Source organism: Acidiluteibacter ferrifornacis (assembly GCF_009909615.1).
GTDB classification, from domain to species: Bacteria; Bacteroidota; Bacteroidia; order Flavobacteriales_E; family Vicingaceae; genus Acidiluteibacter; species Acidiluteibacter ferrifornacis.
The window spans coordinates 121060-143544 of the sequence record NZ_WWNE01000012.1 but is presented as its reverse complement, the minus strand read 5'-3'; the positions used below and the strand labels follow the sequence as shown (position 1 = coordinate 143544).

Annotated in this window: 16 protein-coding genes; 2 read left to right on the top strand and 14 right to left on the bottom strand. The window is 35.2% G+C overall.

All coding sequences use genetic code 11. The annotated features are described in order from the left end of the window. Window positions 1-19: 19 nt before the first annotated feature. The 11 genes from GQN54_RS12750 to GQN54_RS12700 form a co-directional block, all read right to left on the bottom strand. Entirely contained in the window at window positions 20-982 is a 963-nt protein-coding gene (locus GQN54_RS12750) for a hypothetical protein (RefSeq protein WP_160633942.1), read from the bottom strand. A 1-nt stretch (window position 983) separates the two neighbouring features. After that, the gene (locus GQN54_RS12745; RefSeq protein ID WP_160633941.1) at window positions 984-1607 is read right to left on the bottom strand and encodes a hypothetical protein; all 624 of its coding nucleotides are present in this window, start codon (window positions 1605-1607) and stop codon (window positions 984-986) included. A gap of 35 nt (window positions 1608-1642) precedes the next feature. After that, window positions 1643-2431, bottom strand: a complete 789-nt coding sequence (locus GQN54_RS12740) for a M48 family metallopeptidase (RefSeq protein WP_160633940.1) — start codon at window positions 2429-2431, stop codon at window positions 1643-1645. Next, on the bottom strand, window positions 2432-2710 hold the full coding sequence (locus tag GQN54_RS12735) for an ATP-dependent Clp protease adaptor ClpS (protein ID WP_160633939.1): 279 nt from the start codon (window positions 2708-2710) through the stop codon (window positions 2432-2434). 29 nt (window positions 2711-2739) lie between these two features. Continuing rightward, window positions 2740-8451 (bottom strand): hypothetical protein, encoded by a 5712-nt coding sequence (locus GQN54_RS12730; protein ID WP_160633938.1) that lies wholly within the window; start codon window positions 8449-8451, stop codon window positions 2740-2742. A 198-nt stretch (window positions 8452-8649) separates the two neighbouring features. Beyond that, window positions 8650-13095, bottom strand: coding sequence for a hypothetical protein (locus GQN54_RS12725; protein ID WP_160633937.1), 4446 nt, complete (start codon window positions 13093-13095; stop codon window positions 8650-8652). 4 nt (window positions 13096-13099) lie between these two features. Beyond that, entirely contained in the window at window positions 13100-13930 is an 831-nt protein-coding gene (prmA, locus tag GQN54_RS12720) for a 50S ribosomal protein L11 methyltransferase (RefSeq protein ID WP_160633936.1), read from the bottom strand. Next, window positions 13931-14683, bottom strand: a complete 753-nt coding sequence (gene tpiA, locus GQN54_RS12715; protein WP_160633935.1) for a triose-phosphate isomerase — start codon at window positions 14681-14683, stop codon at window positions 13931-13933. Window positions 14684-14692: 9 nt separating this feature from the next. Continuing rightward, window positions 14693-15769 (bottom strand): ABC transporter permease, encoded by a 1077-nt coding sequence (locus tag GQN54_RS12710; protein WP_160633934.1) that lies wholly within the window; start codon window positions 15767-15769, stop codon window positions 14693-14695. 2 nt (window positions 15770-15771) lie between these two features. Beyond that, window positions 15772-17043, bottom strand: a complete 1272-nt coding sequence (locus tag GQN54_RS12705) for a MauE/DoxX family redox-associated membrane protein (RefSeq protein ID WP_160633933.1) — start codon at window positions 17041-17043, stop codon at window positions 15772-15774. A 21-nt stretch (window positions 17044-17064) separates the two neighbouring features. Then, complete coding sequence (locus tag GQN54_RS12700; protein ID WP_160633932.1) at window positions 17065-17604, bottom strand: DUF1599 domain-containing protein; 540 nt, start codon at window positions 17602-17604, stop codon at window positions 17065-17067. 13 nt (window positions 17605-17617) lie between these two features. Here GQN54_RS12700 and folP point away from each other — a divergent pair, with 13 nt between their 5' ends. Next, window positions 17618-18493 (top strand): dihydropteroate synthase, encoded by an 876-nt coding sequence (gene folP, locus GQN54_RS12695; RefSeq protein ID WP_160633931.1) that lies wholly within the window; start codon window positions 17618-17620, stop codon window positions 18491-18493. 27 nt (window positions 18494-18520) lie between these two features. Further along, entirely contained in the window at window positions 18521-19309 is a 789-nt protein-coding gene (cdaA, locus tag GQN54_RS12690; RefSeq protein ID WP_160633930.1) for a diadenylate cyclase CdaA, read from the top strand. Here the strand turns inward: cdaA and GQN54_RS12685 are convergent. The 3 genes from GQN54_RS12685 to GQN54_RS12675 all read right to left on the bottom strand — a co-directional run bounded on the left by GQN54_RS12685 (window position 19306) and on the right by GQN54_RS12675 (window position 22335). Continuing rightward, window positions 19306-19887 (bottom strand): tetratricopeptide repeat protein, encoded by a 582-nt coding sequence (locus tag GQN54_RS12685; RefSeq protein WP_160633929.1) that lies wholly within the window; start codon window positions 19885-19887, stop codon window positions 19306-19308. The genes cdaA and GQN54_RS12685 overlap by 4 nt on opposite strands. 8 nt (window positions 19888-19895) lie before the next feature. Further along, window positions 19896-20453, bottom strand: a complete 558-nt coding sequence (gene def, locus GQN54_RS12680; RefSeq protein ID WP_160633928.1) for a peptide deformylase — start codon at window positions 20451-20453, stop codon at window positions 19896-19898. Between the two features lie 160 nt (window positions 20454-20613). Then, entirely contained in the window at window positions 20614-22335 is a 1722-nt protein-coding gene (locus GQN54_RS12675; RefSeq protein WP_160633927.1) for a M61 family metallopeptidase, read from the bottom strand. Between the last annotated feature and the right edge of the window lie 150 nt (window positions 22336-22485).

Genomic DNA, 22485 nt, shown 5'->3' with positions numbered 1-22485 from the left:
CCTTTTCTATTTATATATATTATTTGACATTATAGTCAATATTCACCTTATAAATGTATTTTGGAACTCCACCAATTGGAGAGGCGAACAAAGGGACCGGAATATTATACTCATTAGTAATATAAAGAGTCATATCATTCTTAAAACTTGCTCGTTTAATTAATCTAACATTCATGGATTTCCCTTTCTCTTCATTTTCGATAACATGCATTCCTTTACTCCAGTTCCCATCATTAGAATAAGTAGACAAATGGCCATTTTTAACTCTTGAATAGATTTTTATTGCTCCGTCATTATCAAAGTCAAAGTTATGCTGAACCAACTTAACAGTATTTTTATCTACAAATGGATAAAAATACGCTTGAGAGCCGACCTCTTCTTTTAGCCTGAAACAATATTCATAAGTAAATGCATTTGCACCTAAAATGGGAACATTTGTACTTGCAGATCGACTTAAGAAATATCTATACATATTACCATCATCTCCTGACTCTCCTTCAGCTATCAATTTAAAAACTCTTGATTTTAAATTTTCTACATATTCTCCTTCATTAGGATTGATTGGTCCAAAAGTATACCATTTATCATCCCATTCCGAATCAATACCAAAGCTCTTAGAGGCCAATTGAATACCACTTTTATAATTACCAATAGGATCTACGTTAATCGCATCTTTATTGGTAAACACTTCTTTTCCACCATATAAAGTATAGGTGGTTTTAGTATTAAATTCTTTATTTATCTGATCGTGTTTTCCACCACAATCAGGATCAAATACTCTTATATAAAACGGCTCACCTATCGATTCAGGAATAGTAAAAAAGAAAACTTGAGAATGGTCATCATCTCCCCACGTCCCAGGTGCGTCCTTTCCGAATGTTACGATATAATCTATATTTTCAGCCTTAGAAGGAACTTCTTGAGCTTTAGCTGTTAAGTGAATTAATGAAACAGCAATTAAAAGGTTTAGGAAGTTTTTCATATTAACGGTTGTTACTGATGGTTAAAGTGTCTTTTATGGCTTTTATTACACGAATTGAATCTCCTTCGTATTTCATCTCATATACCATTACTTCAAAATCTCCTTGCTCGTAATAAACATTCTTTACAGCATGTCCTGTGGTATAATTTCCATCACCAAAGCTCCACAATAAAAAATTCCCTTCACCTGCTTTATAACCTTTAGTTTTAAATGAGACTGTATTTAATATTTTAAAAAAACCACTTTTATCAAACCTTAAAGCAGGCGGTACATTTAAAACAATTGTGGTATCACTTTCAACCAATTGACCAATGGAAGGATCATAGGTATTGATTGCAGCTTGATGAAAACCAGGTCGAGTAAAACAATGTTCAACCTTAATTCCTTTACGTTTTCTTAAACCATCAAACACCCATGTATACTCTAATTCAGGAGCATATTGATCAATGGATTCAGATGCATCTACTGTCACACAGTACTCGGGAATATTGTTATCTACTACCTCTCCGGTGTAATTAGTAATAGACTTTAGGGCGAGCAACAAAGTATCTGCTCCAACTTTTCGAGTTTGTCCAAATGTAAAGCTACTGAAGAGCAGTAGGCATGCTAAGATTAGATTTCTCATTTTTATTAAAGCTAGGGGTATAGTATAAAATTAATCTATTTTTTATAGTATTCGTATGCCTTAGGCAAGTGATGCTTGATATCATTAATTCTAGTTTCATCTGAAGGGTGAGTACTCAGTAACTCAGTTGGGTTCTGCCCACTTAGTGCAGCCATTCTCTCCCAGAAATATACTGCATTAATTGGGTCATAGCCTGCCATAGCCATGAAAATAAGTCCCATTTGATCTGCTTCAGATTCATGCATTCTCGAATATTTTAATATACCTAATTGAGAAGCCGCACCATAAGAGGCTAGAAAGATGCTTCGTGTAAGTTCCGCCTTTTGGCTAGTAGCCACATCCAAAGCCATGCCTCCAGCTTGTACAATCAAACCTTGACTCATTCGCTCATTTCCATGTCTGGCAACCGCGTGGGCTATCTCATGTCCCATAACCACAGCAATACCAACTTCATCTTCTGTTATCGGCAAAATTCCAGTATAAAACATCACCTTACCTCCAGGCATACACCATGCATTAACTGTATTATCTTCTGCCACATTAAACTCCCACTGAAACTCTTCTAGGCGAGATTTGTAGCCATTATTAGAGAGATAAGTATTTACAGCTGTTGATATTTTGGCACCCACCTTTTTTACAAGTATTACTCTCGGATCTGTATCGGGCAATAGGTTTAATTCTTGTTTAACTTGGTCATAACTGCTTAAGCTCATCGAAAGCATTTGGCTTTCGGGTAGCAACTTCACTTGTTTTCTACCAGAAATAGGGACTGTTGTGCAGGCCACCAAGAACAAAAGAAAGAAGGTTTGAAAGATTGTTTTCATCTATATAATTTTTGCTCTCAATTGTTGATCAACCAATGCTTGACTAATAGGTTTTAACTTTTTCAATGCTCCTTTTTTAACACTACACTTTCCGTTGTAATGAACAATATAAGAACATTGTTCAGCTTGCAAGGGAGAGTGCTCACAATACTTTATCAAGCACTCTATAACATGATCAAAAGTATTTACATCATCATTGAAAAGGATAATCTCATGTTGATTGCTCAACGTCTCTTTAAGCAATTCTTCTATTGAAGTATCGGTTTTTATTTCAGACATATTATCTTAAAGTCAAAAAGTATACCAACTTACTCATTCATTAATTTCAATGCTTCGTCTGTTGATATTTTCTTACCATTATTATAAGCAATAACAAAAGCATCGGGAACAGTTTTTCGCAACCTATCTCTACCTATTGCAGCACTTACAGGGTCATTGTATACTCCTGAACTGTATCTATATAGTCCATCCTTTACCACCATAACGGCTAACTCAGGTACATCTATCTCACCTTTTTTAATCGGCTTAGAATACACTCCAACTTGAACAGTAAAGTAAACTCCTGGTATGTTCTTAATATCTTTTGCTACTGCTATATCTGCAGCCTTGAATTCAGCAGGCAAAGTTGCATTGTCTGTTGATGATGCTAAACTATTCCCAGATCCTACTAACCCATTCCCGGTTTTGGAAACTCCAGTCATTTTATTTACTACCTCTTTCACATCATCAATAGAAGCTGTATTCTGTCCTTCTGATTGATTATTTCTAGCTTCAGCTATATTTATTCTCTTTCCATCTTTAAATGCCACAACGAATGCATCAGAATAACCTAATGCTCGTATTTCTTCCTTGGCTTGGTCTGCAGAATTAAACTCAAGGAATAATCCAGCTGTGTATCGAGTAATGCCTCCATTACCAACTTTCTCTCCCATTAAAGGAGCAAATCCCTTAAACAAATCTTGTGAAATAGGATTTCTGAACGCACCAACTTGAACTTTAAATATAATACCTTTTGGTAATGCAACATCTATTGGGATAGGATTGTCTTTTGAGTATACAGATTCAGATGGATTAACTTTACTAAATACTCCTTTATCATTTACTTCAAGATTTACCTTTGCCGTTTTTTGAGTTGGGACAGTTGAGTTATTCTTCACAGGCTTATTTACAACTGGTGTTTTCTGAGTAGAATTATCAGCATTCTTGTTAACTTCAATTTTCCCTAAATCGACTGTGGTACTGCCGCCTTCATTAAACTCATTACCATTAGTAGTAGTATAGTCGGAATTACTAGCTAAAACATCATTAGCTTTTGAAAAATCTGGAGCTGGTGGAACAAAATCAGCTTGAGCCATTCCAGAAATGAGCGCCCCGGCCTTTCTCATTTTCATTGCTTCCACTCTATTCACATTCACTAAGGCTGCACTAGCTGCATTCTCCTTTTGTCTTGCAACATAAGTTTTTACACGTATCATTTTTTGCAAGGAATCAGCCAATCTCTTATCATTTTTATTGTTGGCAACTTCCATTTGCTCATACATCACATTCGCCTCTTTAATCAATTGATTACGCTCTTGAATATTCTTAGTATAAGTTATGAAAGCAGGACTTTCCTTTATGGAATTATACTCATCTTCAGTAAATTCAACCGCTCCAACATCGACGCCTGGTTGGTTTAAAGCCACAGAACCTCTAAGTTGATTCGCTATCTGTTTTTCTTCGAAAATTGCCTGAAGTCTATCCTCACGCGACTCTTCCATTTTCGTTAATTGCTCTTCTAACTGATTGGCTCTTCTGTTGTATAGTTCAGCTTGATTCTCTTTTCTTTCTTTATCTTCCGTTAATTGAATAATTTCTGCTTCAATTACTTCTCTTTCCTTCTTCTTTTTCGTTTCAGATAGTTGATATTGTAACTCAGCAATTTTTGAATCCAACTCTAACACTTCTCCTTGAATAGAATCGGCAATAGCTTTCTCTCTAGCAGCCAGAACATTCTTCTGACCAGTCGCCTCCATTCTTCTGTTCTTAACTTCAGCATTGTTAACCACACGGACGTCTTTAGGTTCTGCCGAAGATGGATTTTCATACTCAATGGTTGCTTCTTGCAACGCTGCCATTGCTTCCTGTTGCTTTTTCAAAGCAATCACTTCGTAATTATACGCCTTTTGCAAATCAACCGTTTTTTGATTGAACCGTTCCTTTTCAACTACTGCTTTACGAATATTTTGTGCCTCATTAAAATAGTAGTAGGACTCATTCAACAATAAATCGGCTAGCTCTATATTACTCGACTGGAATTGTTGACTAAATTTTGGAAAGTCATTCAAAGCGGCATTTTGTTGAATAAACTCAGCTTGATTTACCTGACCATAAATCTCATTCACTTCAATTTGTTTCTTCTCTGATTGCTCTCTGAGAGCATCAGCTTGAGCTAATACATCTGCTCTTTCTTTTACAGTAGGCAATGCTAAAGCAGCCTGTCGAGTTTCTCGATACTGATTCATCAGTGAGCTTGCTTCTGCTTTTTCAGATTCTGCAGTTTGTATTAATTGCTTTGCTGCAGGTGAATCATAAGAAACATCAGTAGCATATTTTAGATCTGAAAATTTATCCGCAGCTGAACCTTTAGGTGCCGCATAATTAACTGTGGATGTTGCAGATTGTTTTTTGGAGGTAACCGAACTAGTATTAGTTGAGTTAGAATTGTCACCACCCTGAGTACGCTTAGGCTGATCATTTGACTCAACAAGGCTCTCTTCTTTCTCAATAGATGGAATGTTAGCTTCTGCAACCACTTCATTATCTATCTTACTAGGATCGACCTTTTCGTTGGAACTTCCCTCATTTCTGTTGTTTGGGTTAAATAAATTTGGGCTATCGCCTACTTGCGGAATATTAGCTGAAGTATTTTCAGCTAAAGTTGTCTCTCCGCCCAACTTTAAAATTTTAGAGTCATTATCTCTTCTTTTCTCTCTTAGTGAAGCTAGATGCTGCTCATTCAATTCAGCATTAGGTGAATCATCAGACAAGTTAGTGATGGATAGTATTTCTTTATCTATTTCCTGGTTCCAATCATTGTATATGGCAATTTTGGCTTCGTCTCTACTCCTTTCATCTGAGATTGCCTCTGCTTCCTTTAAATTTATTTCATACCCCTTAAAGTAAGATGGCTCAGATAGCTCTTTGGGTTCTGTGCTTACAACTGATGATTTACCTATACCTTGACTGAGTTTAGAGTATTCTTCAGCTGCATTTTGTTTCTCTAGCTTTTGTTGTTTTAACTCGTTAATTTCTTGAGAAATACTGTTTTTCTGATTAGGTTCTGCAGACGAGGTTAGTTGTTGATTTAAGTCTATTTTTTGTTGTAAAACATTCGCCCAATCTTGGTTGATTTCTGCTAATTGCAGGTTTTTCTCTGCTTCATTTGTTACATTCTGTGCTTCAGAAATTCGCTTACTAAAAGATTCGTCCGAAGGCAAAGCATTCAATTCAGTTGTCAATACAGAAGGGTCCTTTATGTCTGCAGAGGATGCTGTATTGGTAGAACTGGATGTTGAGTAAAGTAAATTATTTTCTTCAAAATAAGACACGGTCTCTGAAAGTGCTTCCTTTTGTTGTGAAGAAACTGCAACCAGTGACTTTCCTTCATTATTTTGAATTCCACTTGCTAAACGATCTGTATAACTTTCCTCAAATCGAACTTGATCAACTTCAGCTTTGTTCTCTATAACTTCTTGTTTGTTTTTATTGATTTCAAATTTTAGATCCTCCTTATCCAAACTCAAGCTATTCAATCTATTCTGAATTTTCTCCTTCTCATTCTTGTTACGGGTATTTTCAAATTGATCGGTCAATTGCATTGCTTCGTCTTCAATCACTTTTATCTGTTCAGATAACAATTTAATTGAATTTTCATTTTTTGAAAGATCGTTCTCTACCGCAATTTTATTTCTAGTAATTCTTTCCTTTTCTTCTTCTACCACAGTTAATCCATTGTTCGGGATCACAATGGTTTTTTTAAGTGCTATCAACTTTGAATCAGCACTTTCAATTTGATTCTCAACTATTAAGCTATCTACCGCTTTCTTCGTTGCAACTGTTTTATCCAATTGAGAAGAGTAGTCCAATGCTTTATTTTCAAAAACTTCAGCATAGTTAAGTGCCAATTTAGATTCAAGAGCAAGTTTTTCAGCTCTACTTTTGGCTTCTGCAGCCTTTTTAAGGGCAATTGCTTGCTCTTCTCCTGAACTACTACTAGCAATCTCGTCTTGTTTTTCGGATTCCTTGAAAAACTCTAAAGCTTCGTTACTTTTCTTATAGCCCTCACTGTAGGTATATTTAGCACTCTTTGCAGCATCATCCGCTTTTGTCTTTAACTTAGATTCAATAGTTGAAATCTCATCTCTAATCGACTTTGCTTTTACCTCTACTGCATCTTCAGCAATAGTACTTGCCACTTCTCCCGACCTTACTTCTTCAGTTTTTGAAGTTGAAGTAGCGTCATTTGGAGCTACTATACCACCTTCTATTGCAGAGGTATTTCTAGCATCTGCAATTATTTGGGCTTCATCTGCATTTTTCTTAATGTCAGCTTGTCTGATTAATAAACTCGACGAAACAATTGGTCCACCAGAGTAATCTTCAGTAGAAATGGATCCATCAAAAATATTCTTAATTACTAATTTTTGATTATTTCCCTCGCCTACCAATCTTAATTCTTGTCCAAGCAATAAAAACTCCTCTTGACTTGGAATATTTACAGTTCCTGCATGAATTGGAGCATCTTCTGTAGTTTCGATATTGAATTTATAGATACCTCCTTTACTTTCTATTTCAACTGAATAATTTCCTTTTTCATCAGTATCATAAACCCCAACTGTTTCATTAGTTACAGCATCCACGATAGTTATTTTAGCCCTTTTCAATGTCGGGATGTTTTCAGCTATAAACTTTCCTTTTATCACTAATAAATCAGGTTGTTTAGGTGTTGTAGACACTTTATAAACATAGTATTGATCACTAACATTATTTCGATCAGAAGCAAAGTAAGCTAATGACTGATCTCCATTAGTCACAAACATTACATCATCATTCACTGTAGAAAATGGAAAGTCTAGATTAACAGGTTTAGTCCAACCCCCAATACTTTCATCGTATGTAGTTTTAAACAAGTCATATCCCCCCATAGAGTTATGTCCTTTAGAGGCAAAATACATCGTTCTTTTGTCCGGTAAAATAAAAGCAAAAGCCTCATCATAAGGAGTATTTATGGAATTGCCTACATTTACCGCTTCACTCCATTTTCCATTACCCAATTTAACAGCCTTGTAAATATCTCGCTGATTTTCACCATTCTTTCCGTAGGAAGAAAAATAAACCTCATTAGCATCATTGGGCAAATACATTACCGAAGATTCATTATTCTTTTTATCGTATTTAGATTTAAATTCATCCGGCTTTACAACAACATTTCCGTCTAACCCTTCTAATTGATATATTCTAAAAAAGTCGTCTTTTGAGATGGATTCCTTGGAAATAACATCTAATCTATTGATGGACCGAAGCAGCTCATTTCCACTTTTAACCATTTCAATTTGCTGATCAATTTCATACAATTTCCGATCTGCAGTTGAGGCTTTCGTTTTAAACTTATTGTAATTTTGTAACGCCTTAGTAAATTGATAATTATAATGAAAAGCCTTACCCGCATAATAGTAAGCCAGAGGGTCAATATTGGATTTTGAAGTAGCGAAAGCTAAGTATTTCAATGCCTTACTTTTATCTGGATCCGCATCCAATAAAGTCGCACCGTACTTATAGTTATACTCAGGATCTTTGGGATACAAACTCAATAATTGTGCATACAGTGGAGCGGCTTCCACAAACTTTTTCTGATCGAACAGTTCTGCTGCTTTACTTTTTAATTCGTCCTCAGATTTGAAAGAATCTTGTGCAAAAGACCCATTGGAGAACATTAAAAATATTATCGCAATAACAACAGTTATATTTTTAAAAATCATCTTTTATTATCTTGTCCCTTATAATATACTATATCAGCATTTCTCAAATTTATAGAATGCTTTGTCTTTAAATACGTTGTATTCAACCATTCTATCAACATACTTACAAACAATCTATTTTCTTAGAAAATACAAATATGGGTAAAATACCTAATTAGCTCCTAATAATTTGATAAGAAGAATAAATCTTTCGACGAGCTACTCTACTTCAAATTGCCTTAAGAAAATTTCTTTCTTTTTCTGATTCCCGTACATGAAAGTAAATGGTTCCTCTTTTCGAGCGACATCTGCCTTTCGTTTATCATCTTTTAAGGATTTAATCTGCTCATTAAAAGCCTCATTAGATGAAACAACTTGCATCATCCCTCTACGGTAATTAAAATAATACCAATTATTACCATCTATCTCTAAGTAGATGTCCAAAATATCACCACTTCTCTTTTTAGTGATCATCACTACACCATCAATGTATTTATTTACTTCTTCCTTATTGATATTAGAGATTCCTAACTGTCCAAAGGAAGTGAAAGTGTTTTGCTCTTCATTCCATTTAAACTTTATATCATTAAAAACAATTCGCTGATTCAATTCATTTGGAATTCTTTTGAATTTACCATTTAGATTCAACTGAGAAATAAGCTTATCTGCCTCATCCAACGCAATAACTTCTCGAAGTCCCTTCTCAAATACAGCCCTGGACAAATCCACTGGTTGAAGCTTTAAATTTTCATTTATTTGATCAGCCACCTTTTTCATTGCGTTATCATCAAAAAAGAAGTCAATCCCCATCATGAAATCACCAATCACCTCATTCTCGGCCTCTAATGTTGGGCGATTATGTATCATTGAGCCAGTAGTCATGAGCTTAACCTGTCCTAAATCTGCGGCTAAATTAACTTTACCCTCGCCATAAACTTTACAATCCTTCAGGTTCAAACTCAAATAATTACCAGGAATATTTAATGACTTGATTTTTTCTTTAGAGCTTATCTTATACTCTTGGTTTTCTTTATCATAAAACATAAACCCATACGCAGGCAACAATTCTCTATCACTATGGAAAACCTTCTGAGAAACAAATGCAGAATAAATAAAATTGCTATCAGTATTTAAGTTAATACTAGCTGATAATATTGTTTTATTTACATCTACAATTCCTGTATCTATTGGAATATAAATTTCATTAGGATTAATTTCACCTCTAAATCTCAACCAGTTGATTCGGATTAAATCACAATTGTGATTAATTCTTACCCCTCCATCAAAAATTAAGTATTGATTATTCGCTAATAAGTCTACCTCTCCCTTAAAAGCATGCTGAGGACTTAATGTGAATAAAGAATCGTCTTCAATAACACCGTGTGCTATAGTTTGGCCAGTAGTATCTACATTTATTGTCTGCAAATAAATGGATTGAGCGTTGGAATTTTCATCTACATAATCAATATAGCCTGAACCGAAATACTTTTTCTTTCCTTCTATTTTAATTTTTGCATTATATATATTGTGATATTCTGTAACGGCATTTGCTACAACACCAGCATTTTCCAACTGCTCCATGTTAGCGCTTTTTCGAATAACTACAGCCCCGCTATCTGGAAAAACTTTCGCATCACCAGTAGTAATATACTTGACATCAAAAGCACTAATAATATGTCTTCTCGAATCAAATCGAGCAATCGGAGAATAAAAGAACAAGCTATCTTGCTCCGCTTTAGTTGAAATAAACTTGGATCCCTCTAATTTAACATCAGCCGAAACGGTATTTTGCGCTTTCCCTGTCAAATCAATCATCCCATTATCCATGTACCATTTAAACTCTTCCATAAAACACAGGTACTGGTTGGTAGGAAAGAAAATTGGATCGTCTTCACCGTTCGGTTTAAATTCAGCGAACCTACCTTTATAATCAACATGTGCTTTAACATTAGCAGTATTCAATGCAAAACCACTATTATTCTCTTCTAACAGCTCAAAATCTGCAGTATCCGCATCAAAAACAGTGTTTTGGAAAATCATATTTTTAGAGGCCAAATTGGCTTTTTCAAATAAAAACACACCATTTCCAGATAAGCCATTTGGACGCAGAGCTGTAGTTCCTCTGAAGTATGAACGCATGTCATAAAAAGCCAAGGAGTTATTCGTTACTGCAGTAGTATAGAATACATCCTCTTGAGGCTTCCAATTGATATTCACACTATCACCCTGAACAGGAGGAAACTCTGTACCCGTCTTCACTTCTGCCAATACATGAGATTGTGCTAAAGCCTCCACTGATTTCGGATAAAATTTAAAATCATCAGATAGAGTTGTTGATGTTAAATACTCCAGTTTACCATCACCTCTTAAACCCTTATTGGATAATTTAATCGTATTGTGGAACTGCCCTTTACCACCATAAGTAGGATACCCTCCAGGAGGTGCTTGTCTGATAAATCCTAACGACATATCAGATTGTACAGTTAAAGCCTCATCAAATTCAGGAAAGATATTAGAAGTAAAACTACCTTCAAATCTCAATTGATCGTTTGAGAAATTATCTAAACTATCGATTTCAAATGGACGGACTTGGAAATAAAAGTCATCTCTTTTGTACACTCCATTTTCAACTTCTTTTTTATCATAGTAGACGTAAGAATCTCCGAAACTCTTGATCACAGGAAATTCAGGAAACTCCTTTATACCTGATTTGTTCTCAAAATTATCGATGAGCAATTCTCCATTTATTCCTTCAATTACTGTTCGAACTTTTTTAAGGATTGGGTTTCCATTTCTATCCAATTCTCCTGAATAAGCGCGCAAACCTAATGAGTCTACATTGGTCAAATTAATTTTGAATTGTTCATAATCAAAAGAAAACTCTTTACCATAAAAACTAAATATATCAACTGCTTCAACTTGGCCTCCAAAAGTAAAGTAGCGATTTTTTTTCATAACCACCCTCTGGTCAGAAGGTAATATAAATACCTTCTGGGAATCACTCAATAGTATTCCCTCAACACCATTTATCGTTAAATCATAGTTCAATAAGTTTAAGCTGGCGTTATTTTTACCTTTGATATCTGAACGAATAGAAATAACGTCATAATCAATTTTAGAAAAGCTAGATTGAACGTACTGCGTCAATCTTTTCTTCACAGTAAATTCCCCTTTTTTATAATTGTATTTTAAAAAACCTCTAGTGGCTAAATACATTAATAAGTTTTCAGCTGCAGCATCACTAATTTTCATGTAATAACACAGTTCCTTTATCATTAAGTCTTTGGAACCAACTTGTTCTGATAACCTTTGGATTTGCAGCAATGGGTTTACATCTCCCCTGCCTTGCAAATGCCTGTATTCAGACAATTTAAAGAAATTTTCAGAGGTAAATGTCGCTTCAGTCCTCGTACTCCCCATCAAACTTGTCATTTCTATCAATGGGTCTTCTTGATTCCAATTTAACACTTCAAAATCCATATCAATTTGATGAAATGAATCAAAATAAGGTGAAATAGCCATTCCTTGATTGTCTCTATAAAGAGTGACCTGTTTCTTCTTAGGAAAAAACTTAAAATTTAATCCTGGATGATGAATTGAATCACTACCCAAATAAAAACTAATAGCAGCATTATCTGAAATAATACGTTCAGTATTAATTACAAATGCTTTAGAAGACGCTCTTAGAAAAATGGTATCATTTCTATGGAAAAGCAGATAAGCATCATTTTCCTCATTACCGCTACCTATAAATTTTGACCCAACCATACTAAATCCACCATCATAGTCGACAGCTGGAGAAATATTTTGAATTACTAAACGCTTATTATAAGAATCAAACTTAGGGTAGGTTGATTTTTCAGGGGTGTTATTAGCTTGTATCTTATCTTCTAGTTGACCCAATAATGGTTTATCAAAATAAAAGGAATTATAAAACTCGACAGAATCTGCGGTATAGGAATAAGTTTTCGTATTTATCTCATAATTAAATACCTTAGCATAAACCTCCTCACTCATCATTCCAGCCTTTTCCCATGTTACTACCCCCCCATTTCCAATCCATTTTTCTTCAGTCGGATAGTACGTGCCCGTTGTATTGATGATTTTCATGCTATCTCCTCTTGAGTAGCAAATGAGATCTAACTCTTCAAATGTAATCTTAGGTAAACTATCAAATCCAAAAATATAATTACTATTGTTTGCTGCCCATTTTGTAGAAGTGGATTTATAAATGGCATTCTCTGAAAAAAGACCATCTGAGAAAGTTAGAAAATTGGTAAAATTTCGCTTATTTCTATCATCTAAAAGTCGGACTAAAGTAGCTTGCCATTCATCAAAACTTTTTTCAGTTTGATAAGTTGATGTAACAAAACTACCTACGGTATAAAGGTAACTTCTAAAATCAGGAAATGCACGCATTTTCTTTTGAAGCATTTTATTGGTCACCATATACACCCCACGACGCTGTTCATCTGAAAAATAACCTCCATACCACACTTCTTTAAACTGCTTCATAAAGTCTTTCCCTTCTTTTCGAGCATCAGACATGAACGACTCCATTTGATTAAAAAATTGAATAGAGTCTGAGGCAAAGCTCAATGGAGTTTGCGCTTTTAAACTCCAATTTATAGAAAGAAAAACAATAGCAATTAGCAGTTTCTTCATGTTCTTATTTTTTATAGTGTAACGCACACCAATTATTGCGTTGAACCTTATTTACTTTAGAAAAACCAAGTTCTTTCAACTTTTGGTCCAATTGTTCAAAATCTGTAATAAAAAAACCGCTTAATAATAAATCAGCTCCGGTTTTCATCGTTTCTGCATAAGCAGGCAAATCTCTCATCAAAATATTCCTATTTATATTTGCTATAAATACATCATAGCTTTTCCCTTTAGCCTTTTCTGCTCCTCCTTTTAAAACTTCTATTTCAGAAACATTGTTTCTTTCGATATTTTCTAATGTATTTTCAAAAGCCCAATCATCAATATCTACAGCTGTTACTCCGGAAGCTCCTTCCAATTTTGCAAGAATGGCTAAAACTCCCGTTCCGCAGCCCATATCCATCACTAACTTATCACTCAAATCCAGTTGTCGCATTAATTGCATCATCATGAAAGTGGTGTCATGATGTCCAGTTCCAAAACTCATCTTCGGTTCAATCAATATACTAAACTCACAATCAGTTGATTTTTCATGAAAAGGAGCTATAATCTCACAATAATCATCTACAGTAACTTTAGGAAAACTCCTCTCCCATTCTGCATTCCAATTTTGTTGAGGAATCAATTGCTTTTCGAAGCTAATTTGAACAGAATCATCTGTAAACAAATACAATTCACTTAATTGATCTTCAGAAAATTCATCTTCAGCAATATACGCATTAAGTCCATCAGACTCTTCAGTAAAGCTCTCAAAGCCCATCTCACCTAGCTCATACATTAAAATCTCCTTATAAGGAACTAATGGACTTACTTTAAATTTAAATTCTAAATAATTCATTTAATAAGAATTAGCTATTTGAATAAAATCATTTGCTTTTAAAGCTGCTCCACCTATTAATCCACCATCAACGTCCTTCTGTCTAAATAATTCTTCGGCATTTTTAGGATTACAACTTCCTCCATATAATATGGAAATTTGTTCAGCAATTTCATTGCCGTATTTTTTTTCAATCAAACTCCTAATAAAGGCATGTACTTCTTGCGCTTGATCTGAAGATGCAGTTACACCCGTTCCAATCGCCCACACAGGTTCATAAGCAATAACTACTTCCGAAATACCTGATTCATCCAAATGAAACAAACCTTCACTTATCTGCGATTCAATTACTCTAAAATGATTGTTAGCTTCTCTTTCAGGCAATGTTTCTCCACAACAATAAACAGCCTGCATATCTGCCGCCAAAACAGCATCTACCTTTTTAGCTAATAACTCATTGGTTTCACCAAAATAAGCTCTTCGTTCTGAATGCCCTACTAAAATGACTGTTGCTCCAGTTGACTGAATCATATCTACAGAAACTTCTCCAGTATATGCACCGGACTTTGACTCATGACAATTTTGAGCCCCCACATTGATACTATAATCAATTGAATTTACCACGGAAACTATATTGGTAAAAGATGGAAAAACAATCAATTGATCTGCTTTAACTCCTTCCTTCACTTTTTGGTTTAGTTCTTTCACTAAGGATTCTGCTTCATTCACCGTCAGGTTCATTTTCCAGTTTCCTGCTACAATTTTCTTTCTCATAATTTACATTTAACTCACTCTTACTCTAGGATCCAAAACTCCATAGAGGATATCAACAATTATATTAATCACAACAAAAATTACAGCAATAACAAGCACTGCGCCCATCACCACTGGCAAATCATACTTTTCTAAAGCATTTACAACCTCCCAGCCAATGCCTTTCCAAGCAAATACAATTTCAACAAACACAGCTCCTGCCATTAAACTTGCAAACATTCCTGAAACAGCAGTTAACACTGGGTTTAAGGCATTCCTTAAGGCATGCTTTAAAACTACTATTTTATTACTTAGTCCTTTTGCTCTGGCTGTTCTAATGTAATCTTGTCCCAGCACCTCTAACATTGAATTTCTACTCAATTGGACAATTACCGCTAGCGGTCGTACGCCTAATGTGACGGCTGGCAAGACTAAATTTCTGATGGACAAATACTCCCCATTCCCTAAATCATCAACTTCGAACAAACTACCAGTCATATCTAAACCTGTGTAATCAGAAAGCAGATAACCAAAAACCCAAGCTATAACGATCCCCACAAAAAAGGAGGGCAATGCCATTCCTGATGTAGCAAACACCAAACTTAACCTATCTAGAACGCCATCCTTAAATAAGGCAGATAATAATCCTAGTAAAATCCCTAAGACCGTCGCCAAAAACATTGCTGCAACGGCCAAAACCGTAGTTTCAACTAGAGTTTCAGCAATTATTTGATTGACCTTTTTCTGCGTCTGATACGATCGTCTTAGATAAGGAAATTTGGCTATTAAAACATAGCTTCCAAGACTTATCAATTGTTTCCCTTCGTATTTTGTAGGATCGAGAAAGATAATGCTCTCTTTATTGCTCTTATGATGGAACGAAATAGGAGACAAATCATTCAAGTATAAAAAATACTGAGTGGGCAATGGTTGATTTAATCCTAAGTCTTTATTTATAGCCTCAATTGATGCTTTATCTGCTCGTTGACCCAACATCATTCTAGCCGGGTCTCCAGGCAGGACATTAAACAATATGAATACTACTGTAACTACTCCGAAAAGCACCAACAATCCATATAATACACGTCGTGCAATAAAGTTTAACACATTTATTGAGTTACATTATACTCTTCTGAAACATCCTCAAACGTCGGTATATCATTATTGTGCCATTTACCAACAACTGTCCCTCTTCGCATCATAACCAAACCTGGGTTAGATCTAATTATTGTTTTTAGTACAATCCCATCAGTGGTGTAAATTGGAAATGGAGTTTGATTTTTGTGTCTAAACTCTTCAGCTACTTCATATGATGCAGCACTTAAGCCAATAAATTCAATTCCTTCAGCCTCTGCTTTTTTTGCGAAATCATTAATTAAATCCATTTTATTGGTAGAAGTTTTATGCAAATCATACATAACAACCAAAAATATAAGGTCTTCACTGTTCACAATTTCGGTAATGTCATTTCCATCATTATCTACCACCGAAAAGTCTGTAATTTTTGCAACATCCCCTTCCTTTATCAACTTACTTTCAGTGTTAACCCACTCCCAATTGTCGTCATCCCAAGGATAATTATCTTGCGTAAACTCTTTTACTTCACCAGTTGACTTATTTTTATAGGTCAAAATATTTTCATAAACAGGCTGAATAGCATCTTCAGGTAATGTCATTTGTTCGGGCAAATTTTTTCCTATAGCATATGGCCTAAAGTCTCTTTGTGGTAAATGCCAAACACAATTAATGGAGAAAGCAGTACTCACAATAAGCGAAACCACTACAGCTACAAGAGCATGCTTATTTTTATTGATCAAAAACATCACCAAATTCGCTCCTAATACACCTATAGTCAAAACCAAAGGAAAGTTCCAACTCAATTGATACGACAACGCCCCCATTACTATTAATGAGATAAAAAAGTAAATTAGTGCAGGTTTAGCATCTTCAAAAGGCTGAATAGTATTGCGCTTAATGAACAATATTAAAATCAATGCTAAAAGGATTAAATCTTTGTAGAAGGATTGCCATGGAGTCAATGGGATAGCATCACCAAAACAACCGCATGAACGTACAATTTCAAAAACTGCTGAAGCAAAAGTCAAACCTGTAAAAAACAAAATCATTCCCAACAAAATCCAGCTCACCTCCTTCATTTTATAACCAACTAAAACTGCCACACCTAGTATTATTTCAAGAATACAGACAGCAGCAGCAAAAGGCATTGCGATTTCCATCAACCAGTCCCAATCTGTTCCAAACTCGGTGAAGTACTCTTGTAGTTTATAAGAAAAACCAAGTGGGTCATTTGCTTTAACAACGCCAGAAAAGATAAAAAGGTTTCCGACGAACAATCGAGAAAAATGAAGTAATAATTTCATAGTTAAGTCTTTATAGAGTTATTATTGTTCTTCTAATTTAATTAGGGCAAATACTGCATAATTCAGCATGTCTAAATAATTGGCATCAATGCCTTCCGAAATTAAGGTTTTTCCTTTATTTGACTCAATTTGCTTTACTCTAAGGATTTTTTGAAGAATTAAATCTGTCAAAGAACTTACCCTCATCGTTCTCCACGCTTCATCATAATCATGGTTTTTATTCATCATTAAGTCTTTGGCCACCTTAGCATAGTGATGAAATAGTTTTTTCAACTTTTCTTCATCCATGTGTTGCTCCTCTGAAACACCCATCTCTAATTGGATTAAGGCCATGATGGAATAATTAACAATGGCAATAAATTCAGGAACAATTCCCTCATCTACCTTACTCATTCCGTTATCCTCAATGGTTCGAATACGTTTGGCCTTTATATATAACTGATCGGTTAACGAACTCGTTCTCAAAATACGCCAAGCAGTACCATAATCTTTACTTTTTTGTCCAAAAATGTCGTAGCATTTGGTTATTATTGAATCGTATTGTTCAGCTGTATTATTCATTCTAAATTTGATTATGACAAGTCCCTTAAAAGTCCCGAAAGATACTGTTTTTTCAAGGAATTTCTCACTGAATTGCGGAGGGAATTTAGTCGATTTATCCACACCCAAAGTGATGGGAATTGTTAATTTAACTCCTGATTCTTTTTTTGTGGAAAGCCGAAAAACAAGCAACGATTCTTTAATTGAGAAAGTGGGTCAAATGCTAGAAGATGGAGCTACTTTTATAGATTTAGGTGCAATGAGTACGCGCCCAGGAGCTGCCGAGATTAGCGTATTAGAAGAAAAAGAGCGACTGATCAATCCTTTAAAATTGTTGGTCAAAACATTTCCTAAAGCATTATTTTCCATAGATACCTACCGATCAGTAATTGCAAAAGAAACCATTGATCAAGGCGCACACCTCATCAATGATATTTCAGGAGGAACATTTGATAAAAATATGTTTGCCACTATTGCTCAATTGAAAGTTCCTTATGTACTCATGCATACATTAGACAAACCGTCAACAATGCAACAGAACCCTATTTATACCGATGTAATTAAAGAAATTTTCCAGTACTTTTCAAACCAATTAACACAACTCAGAGAATTGGGTGTTATTGATGTTGTTTTGGACCCTGGTTTTGGATTTGGAAAAACATTAGGACACAACTATAGTATTCTTAAACACCTAAACGAGTTTGGACATTTAAACGCCCCTATATTAGCCGGAATATCACGAAAAGGTATGATCTGGAAATTGCTAGAAACCAGTCCAAAGGAAGCGTTAAATGGAACCACTACATCAAACACGATTGCACTACTCAATGGTGCGCAAATCTTAAGAGTTCACGATGTAAAAGAAGCAATGGAATCGATTAAAATTGTGGACTTCTACCAAAAGCAGTAATTTCGCACCATGGAAAATATCCCTTTAATGTCCTTAGCATTTATCAGTATTCGATGGCTCGACTTTTTGGATATTCTCCTCGTTGCAATTTTAATGTACCAGTTATACAACTTGTTAAAAGGTACAGTTGCTATTCGAATTCTACTGGGTATTCTTTCGTTGTATTTGATTTGGAAATTAGTAGAAGCGCTAAAAATGGAGCTTTTGGACGAAATTCTAGGTCAATTTATTGGTGTCGGTGTCATTGCATTAATAATCGTATTTCAGCAAGAAATCAGAAGATTTTTATTGATAGTGGGAAACAGAAGTATTCTCGCACAGCCAAGAATAAGAAAGAAGTTTGGTGCTTGGAAATGGAATGATCAAAAAGTAGAAGAATTGAACAGCAAGGCAATTATAAAAGCTTGCTTTAACATGTCGAAATCGAAAACAGGAGCTTTGATTGTAATCTCTAAAGATTCAGAATTGAAGTATCACGCATCTACTGGCGATCAAATTGACGGGATTGTATCCTCAAACCTATTAGAAACTATCTTTTTCAAAAATAATCCCATGCATGATGGTGGAGTCATAATACATGCCAACAAAATTAAAGCCGCAAGGTGTATTCTACCGGTATCTGACAATCCTAAAATTCACGCAAGCTACGGTTTAAGACACCGAGCAGCAGTCGGTATTACTGAAAACTCGACTGCTGTGGCGATTATTGTATCTGAAGAGACTGGAGAAATCTCTTTTTGTAAAAATGGTAATTTGAAGCACAAATTGGAAATAGATGAGCTTCGAAGTTTGTTGGAGAGAGAGTTTAAAAACTAAACTCCTTGTTTTTGCTTTGCTTCAAACTCTTTGATTAGTTCATCAGGAGACTTTCCCAAATTATCTAAAGAGTATTGAGCATCATCAGCCATCGGATGATCCGGATAATCCGCAATGAACTTCTCATAAATGACTCTTGCTTCTTCTAGTTTTCCCAAGTTATTTTCATTGATAAAAGCCTGAAGAAATAAAGAGTATGGACGTTTTTCAAACTCTGGGTAATCTTCATAAACCTTGGTGTAAAGCGCTAATGCTGTAGTTCCTTGATTTAAACCTAAACTCACTTCAGCAGCTTTAAACACAAAGGTTGCACTCTCACTATCCTCAGGATATTCATTGGCATATTTCACATAACCTTCAATTAATAAGTTAGCGTTAGTAATATCCATGCTACTATCATTCTGAAAAACCTTGCTTTCAAACTCATTCACTTTTGCTTTCAGTTCCTCTTGATTTAAGCCTTCAAACGGATTTTTAGTGGTTTCTTCAACCGCTGTATTATTTTCCGTTGTTGACTCTGGTTGATTACATGCGAACAATCCTGCGGCAAGGCAGGCAATAATAATCTTCTTTTTCATAGCTACTGTTATTTTTTAGGAAACTTCATTCTATAATTCACTTTAACGTTGCCTTTGCTGATATTATTGAGCTTCGTTTTTAATAATGTTCGTTTTAATCCTGTTAAATGGTCTGTAAATAATACACCTTCAATGTGATCGTATTCGTGTTGAATGATTCTCGCAGCAATTCCATCGTATTGCTCTTCCTTCAAATTCCATTCTCTATCGTAATATTCTATAGTAATTTTTGGCTTACGCGATACATCTTCTCGAATACCGGGAATACTCAAACATCCCTCATTAAAGTCCCACTCCTTACCTTCTTCTTCTAAAATAATTGGATTGATAAAAACCTTTTTAAAGTTGGATAAAGTAGGCTCATCTTCCTCAAAAGGAGAGGCGTCAACTACAAACAAACGAATAGATTTTCCGATTTGAGGAGCTGCCAAACCAACTCCTTCTGAATTGTGCATCGTCTCAATCATGTTGTCAATCAACTGCTGCAATTCTGGACTATCCTTTTCAATGTCTTCTGCTTCCTTTTTTAATACTGGATCGCCGTAGGCTACTATTGGTAAAATCATATTACAAAAGTAATCGTGATTTTTAATTCTTACAACTTTCTTTGTTTTTTTGATTCTTCAACCTACCTTAAAATGGCTCTATAATATTTAACCGTTAAGAACCTCAAAATTTTGCATCGTTCACAAGGACATTAATCATTAGCCCTTAATAATTTAACAATTAATTCCTCCACTTCTCAAAACTCGCCTTCTGCTCATCAGTTACAATCTCTAGTCGTTGTGCTTGGTGTTTTTTGTAATAAATTGTTTCTGTTGGTCTTAGATACATTTCATTTATTGAACCATAATTTTGTTTAACCCCTAATACAATTGTTTCATTCTTAAAATACTCGCACCATTGATTAAAATCTGCTCCGGCTTTATAACCATTAACAGTAATCAATTCATCACTCACTCCCAACCCAGCTAATTCTGCAATTGAATCAGGATAAACCGACACCACCTGCAATGCTCCATTGTTTTCCATCACTTTAAAACCCAAATATGCTTCGCAAAAAGCATCAGCAGGTAAAGTTTTATATTGCAATCCCAAAAATGAGAGCGACCGCTTCAATTCTGGAGTATAATCTTCTGTACCGTTAATGTATTGATTCACAAAAGTCGAAAGATCTGTTTCGCTAACTTGATTTATTGTAGCTAAGTAATCCGTTTCACTAATGCCTTTCCCTTTTTGATAAAATTTTTCATGAAAAATCCGCATCACATCATCAAAACTCTTTTGATGACCTGTTGCCTCTCTAATTTTGGCATCCAACATCAGAGTGCACAATGCCCCTTCGGTATAAATAGATGTTTTTCGATTGGGAACCCCCGCTACATAACCATCTAACCATGTATCAAAAGAAGAGTCGGCAACAGATAAATTCGAAACAGCAGGATTGTTAAAATGACGATCCAAGAGTTGATTCAATGTTTTAAAATAATCGCCTTCAGAGAACACTCCTGACCTCAACAGCATCACATCGCCATAAAGCGTGGTTACTCCTTCCGACAAATAACCCAATCGACTATAATTCTCTTTAGCGTAGTCATACGGCCACATTTCTATTGGTCGAATTCGCTTTACATTCCAAGTATGGAATAACTCGTGAGAACTAACACCCAGCAGTTCATCGTACATACCACCCTTTCTCATCACATCATAAGATGGACCCAACAAACAAACCGTAGAATTGCTGTGCTCTACCCCATGATAGGCTCGATGTGGTAATATTTGAAATAGAAAATGATATTCAGACGTTGGAAAACCTCCAAATAGCTCCATTTGCTTTTCTGTAAACGGAATAAAGTCTTTTTTTAATCGCTCAAAATCTGGTTGACATTCACCTTGAAACCATAGGTAAAAAGTGGTGTCTCCTACTTGATACGAATCCTTCTTTAAGGTATCTGAAGCAATTAATGGACAATCCACCAATTCGTGAAAATCAGTAGCCTCAAAAGCAAAACCGCCCAAAGCCTTAAGTCCACAAGCTACAAGGTATTGCTCTGGTAATTCCAATTGCAGCTCACATACCTCACCCATTCGATTAGGAACATACAAGAAACAATTCACTCCGTTAATGTACAATTGAGAAGCATCCAAAAATGTGGAACCTGCATTCAACTCATTGGCGAAATAATTGTATTTCACTATTACTGTTTCTACGCCATTAGTAGTGACTTCCCACAAATCTTTGGTTAGCTTTTTTGATGGCAATTCATTTCCATCTGTATCATAAGCATTCCACCGCTGAATATTTTTCGCAAAGTTTCCTAACTCATACCTACCCGGCCGCCATGCTGGTAATTGAAACTGAATGGTGGACTCCTCCACTCCATTCACTTCTAATTCGATATCAATATAATGGGTGTTCGGTTGCTGATAAGAAACGGTGTATAACATAGTGTTAAATGATTTTTCTCGAAATTAGAGATTATCAGATTAAGATGGAAGCCATAAGTATATTTTGTAACTAAACTATAGTTAAAGTTTGTTCTTGGAGTTTTTAAATGATAATACTTGTGGATTTAAACGCAATCCACTATTGAAACT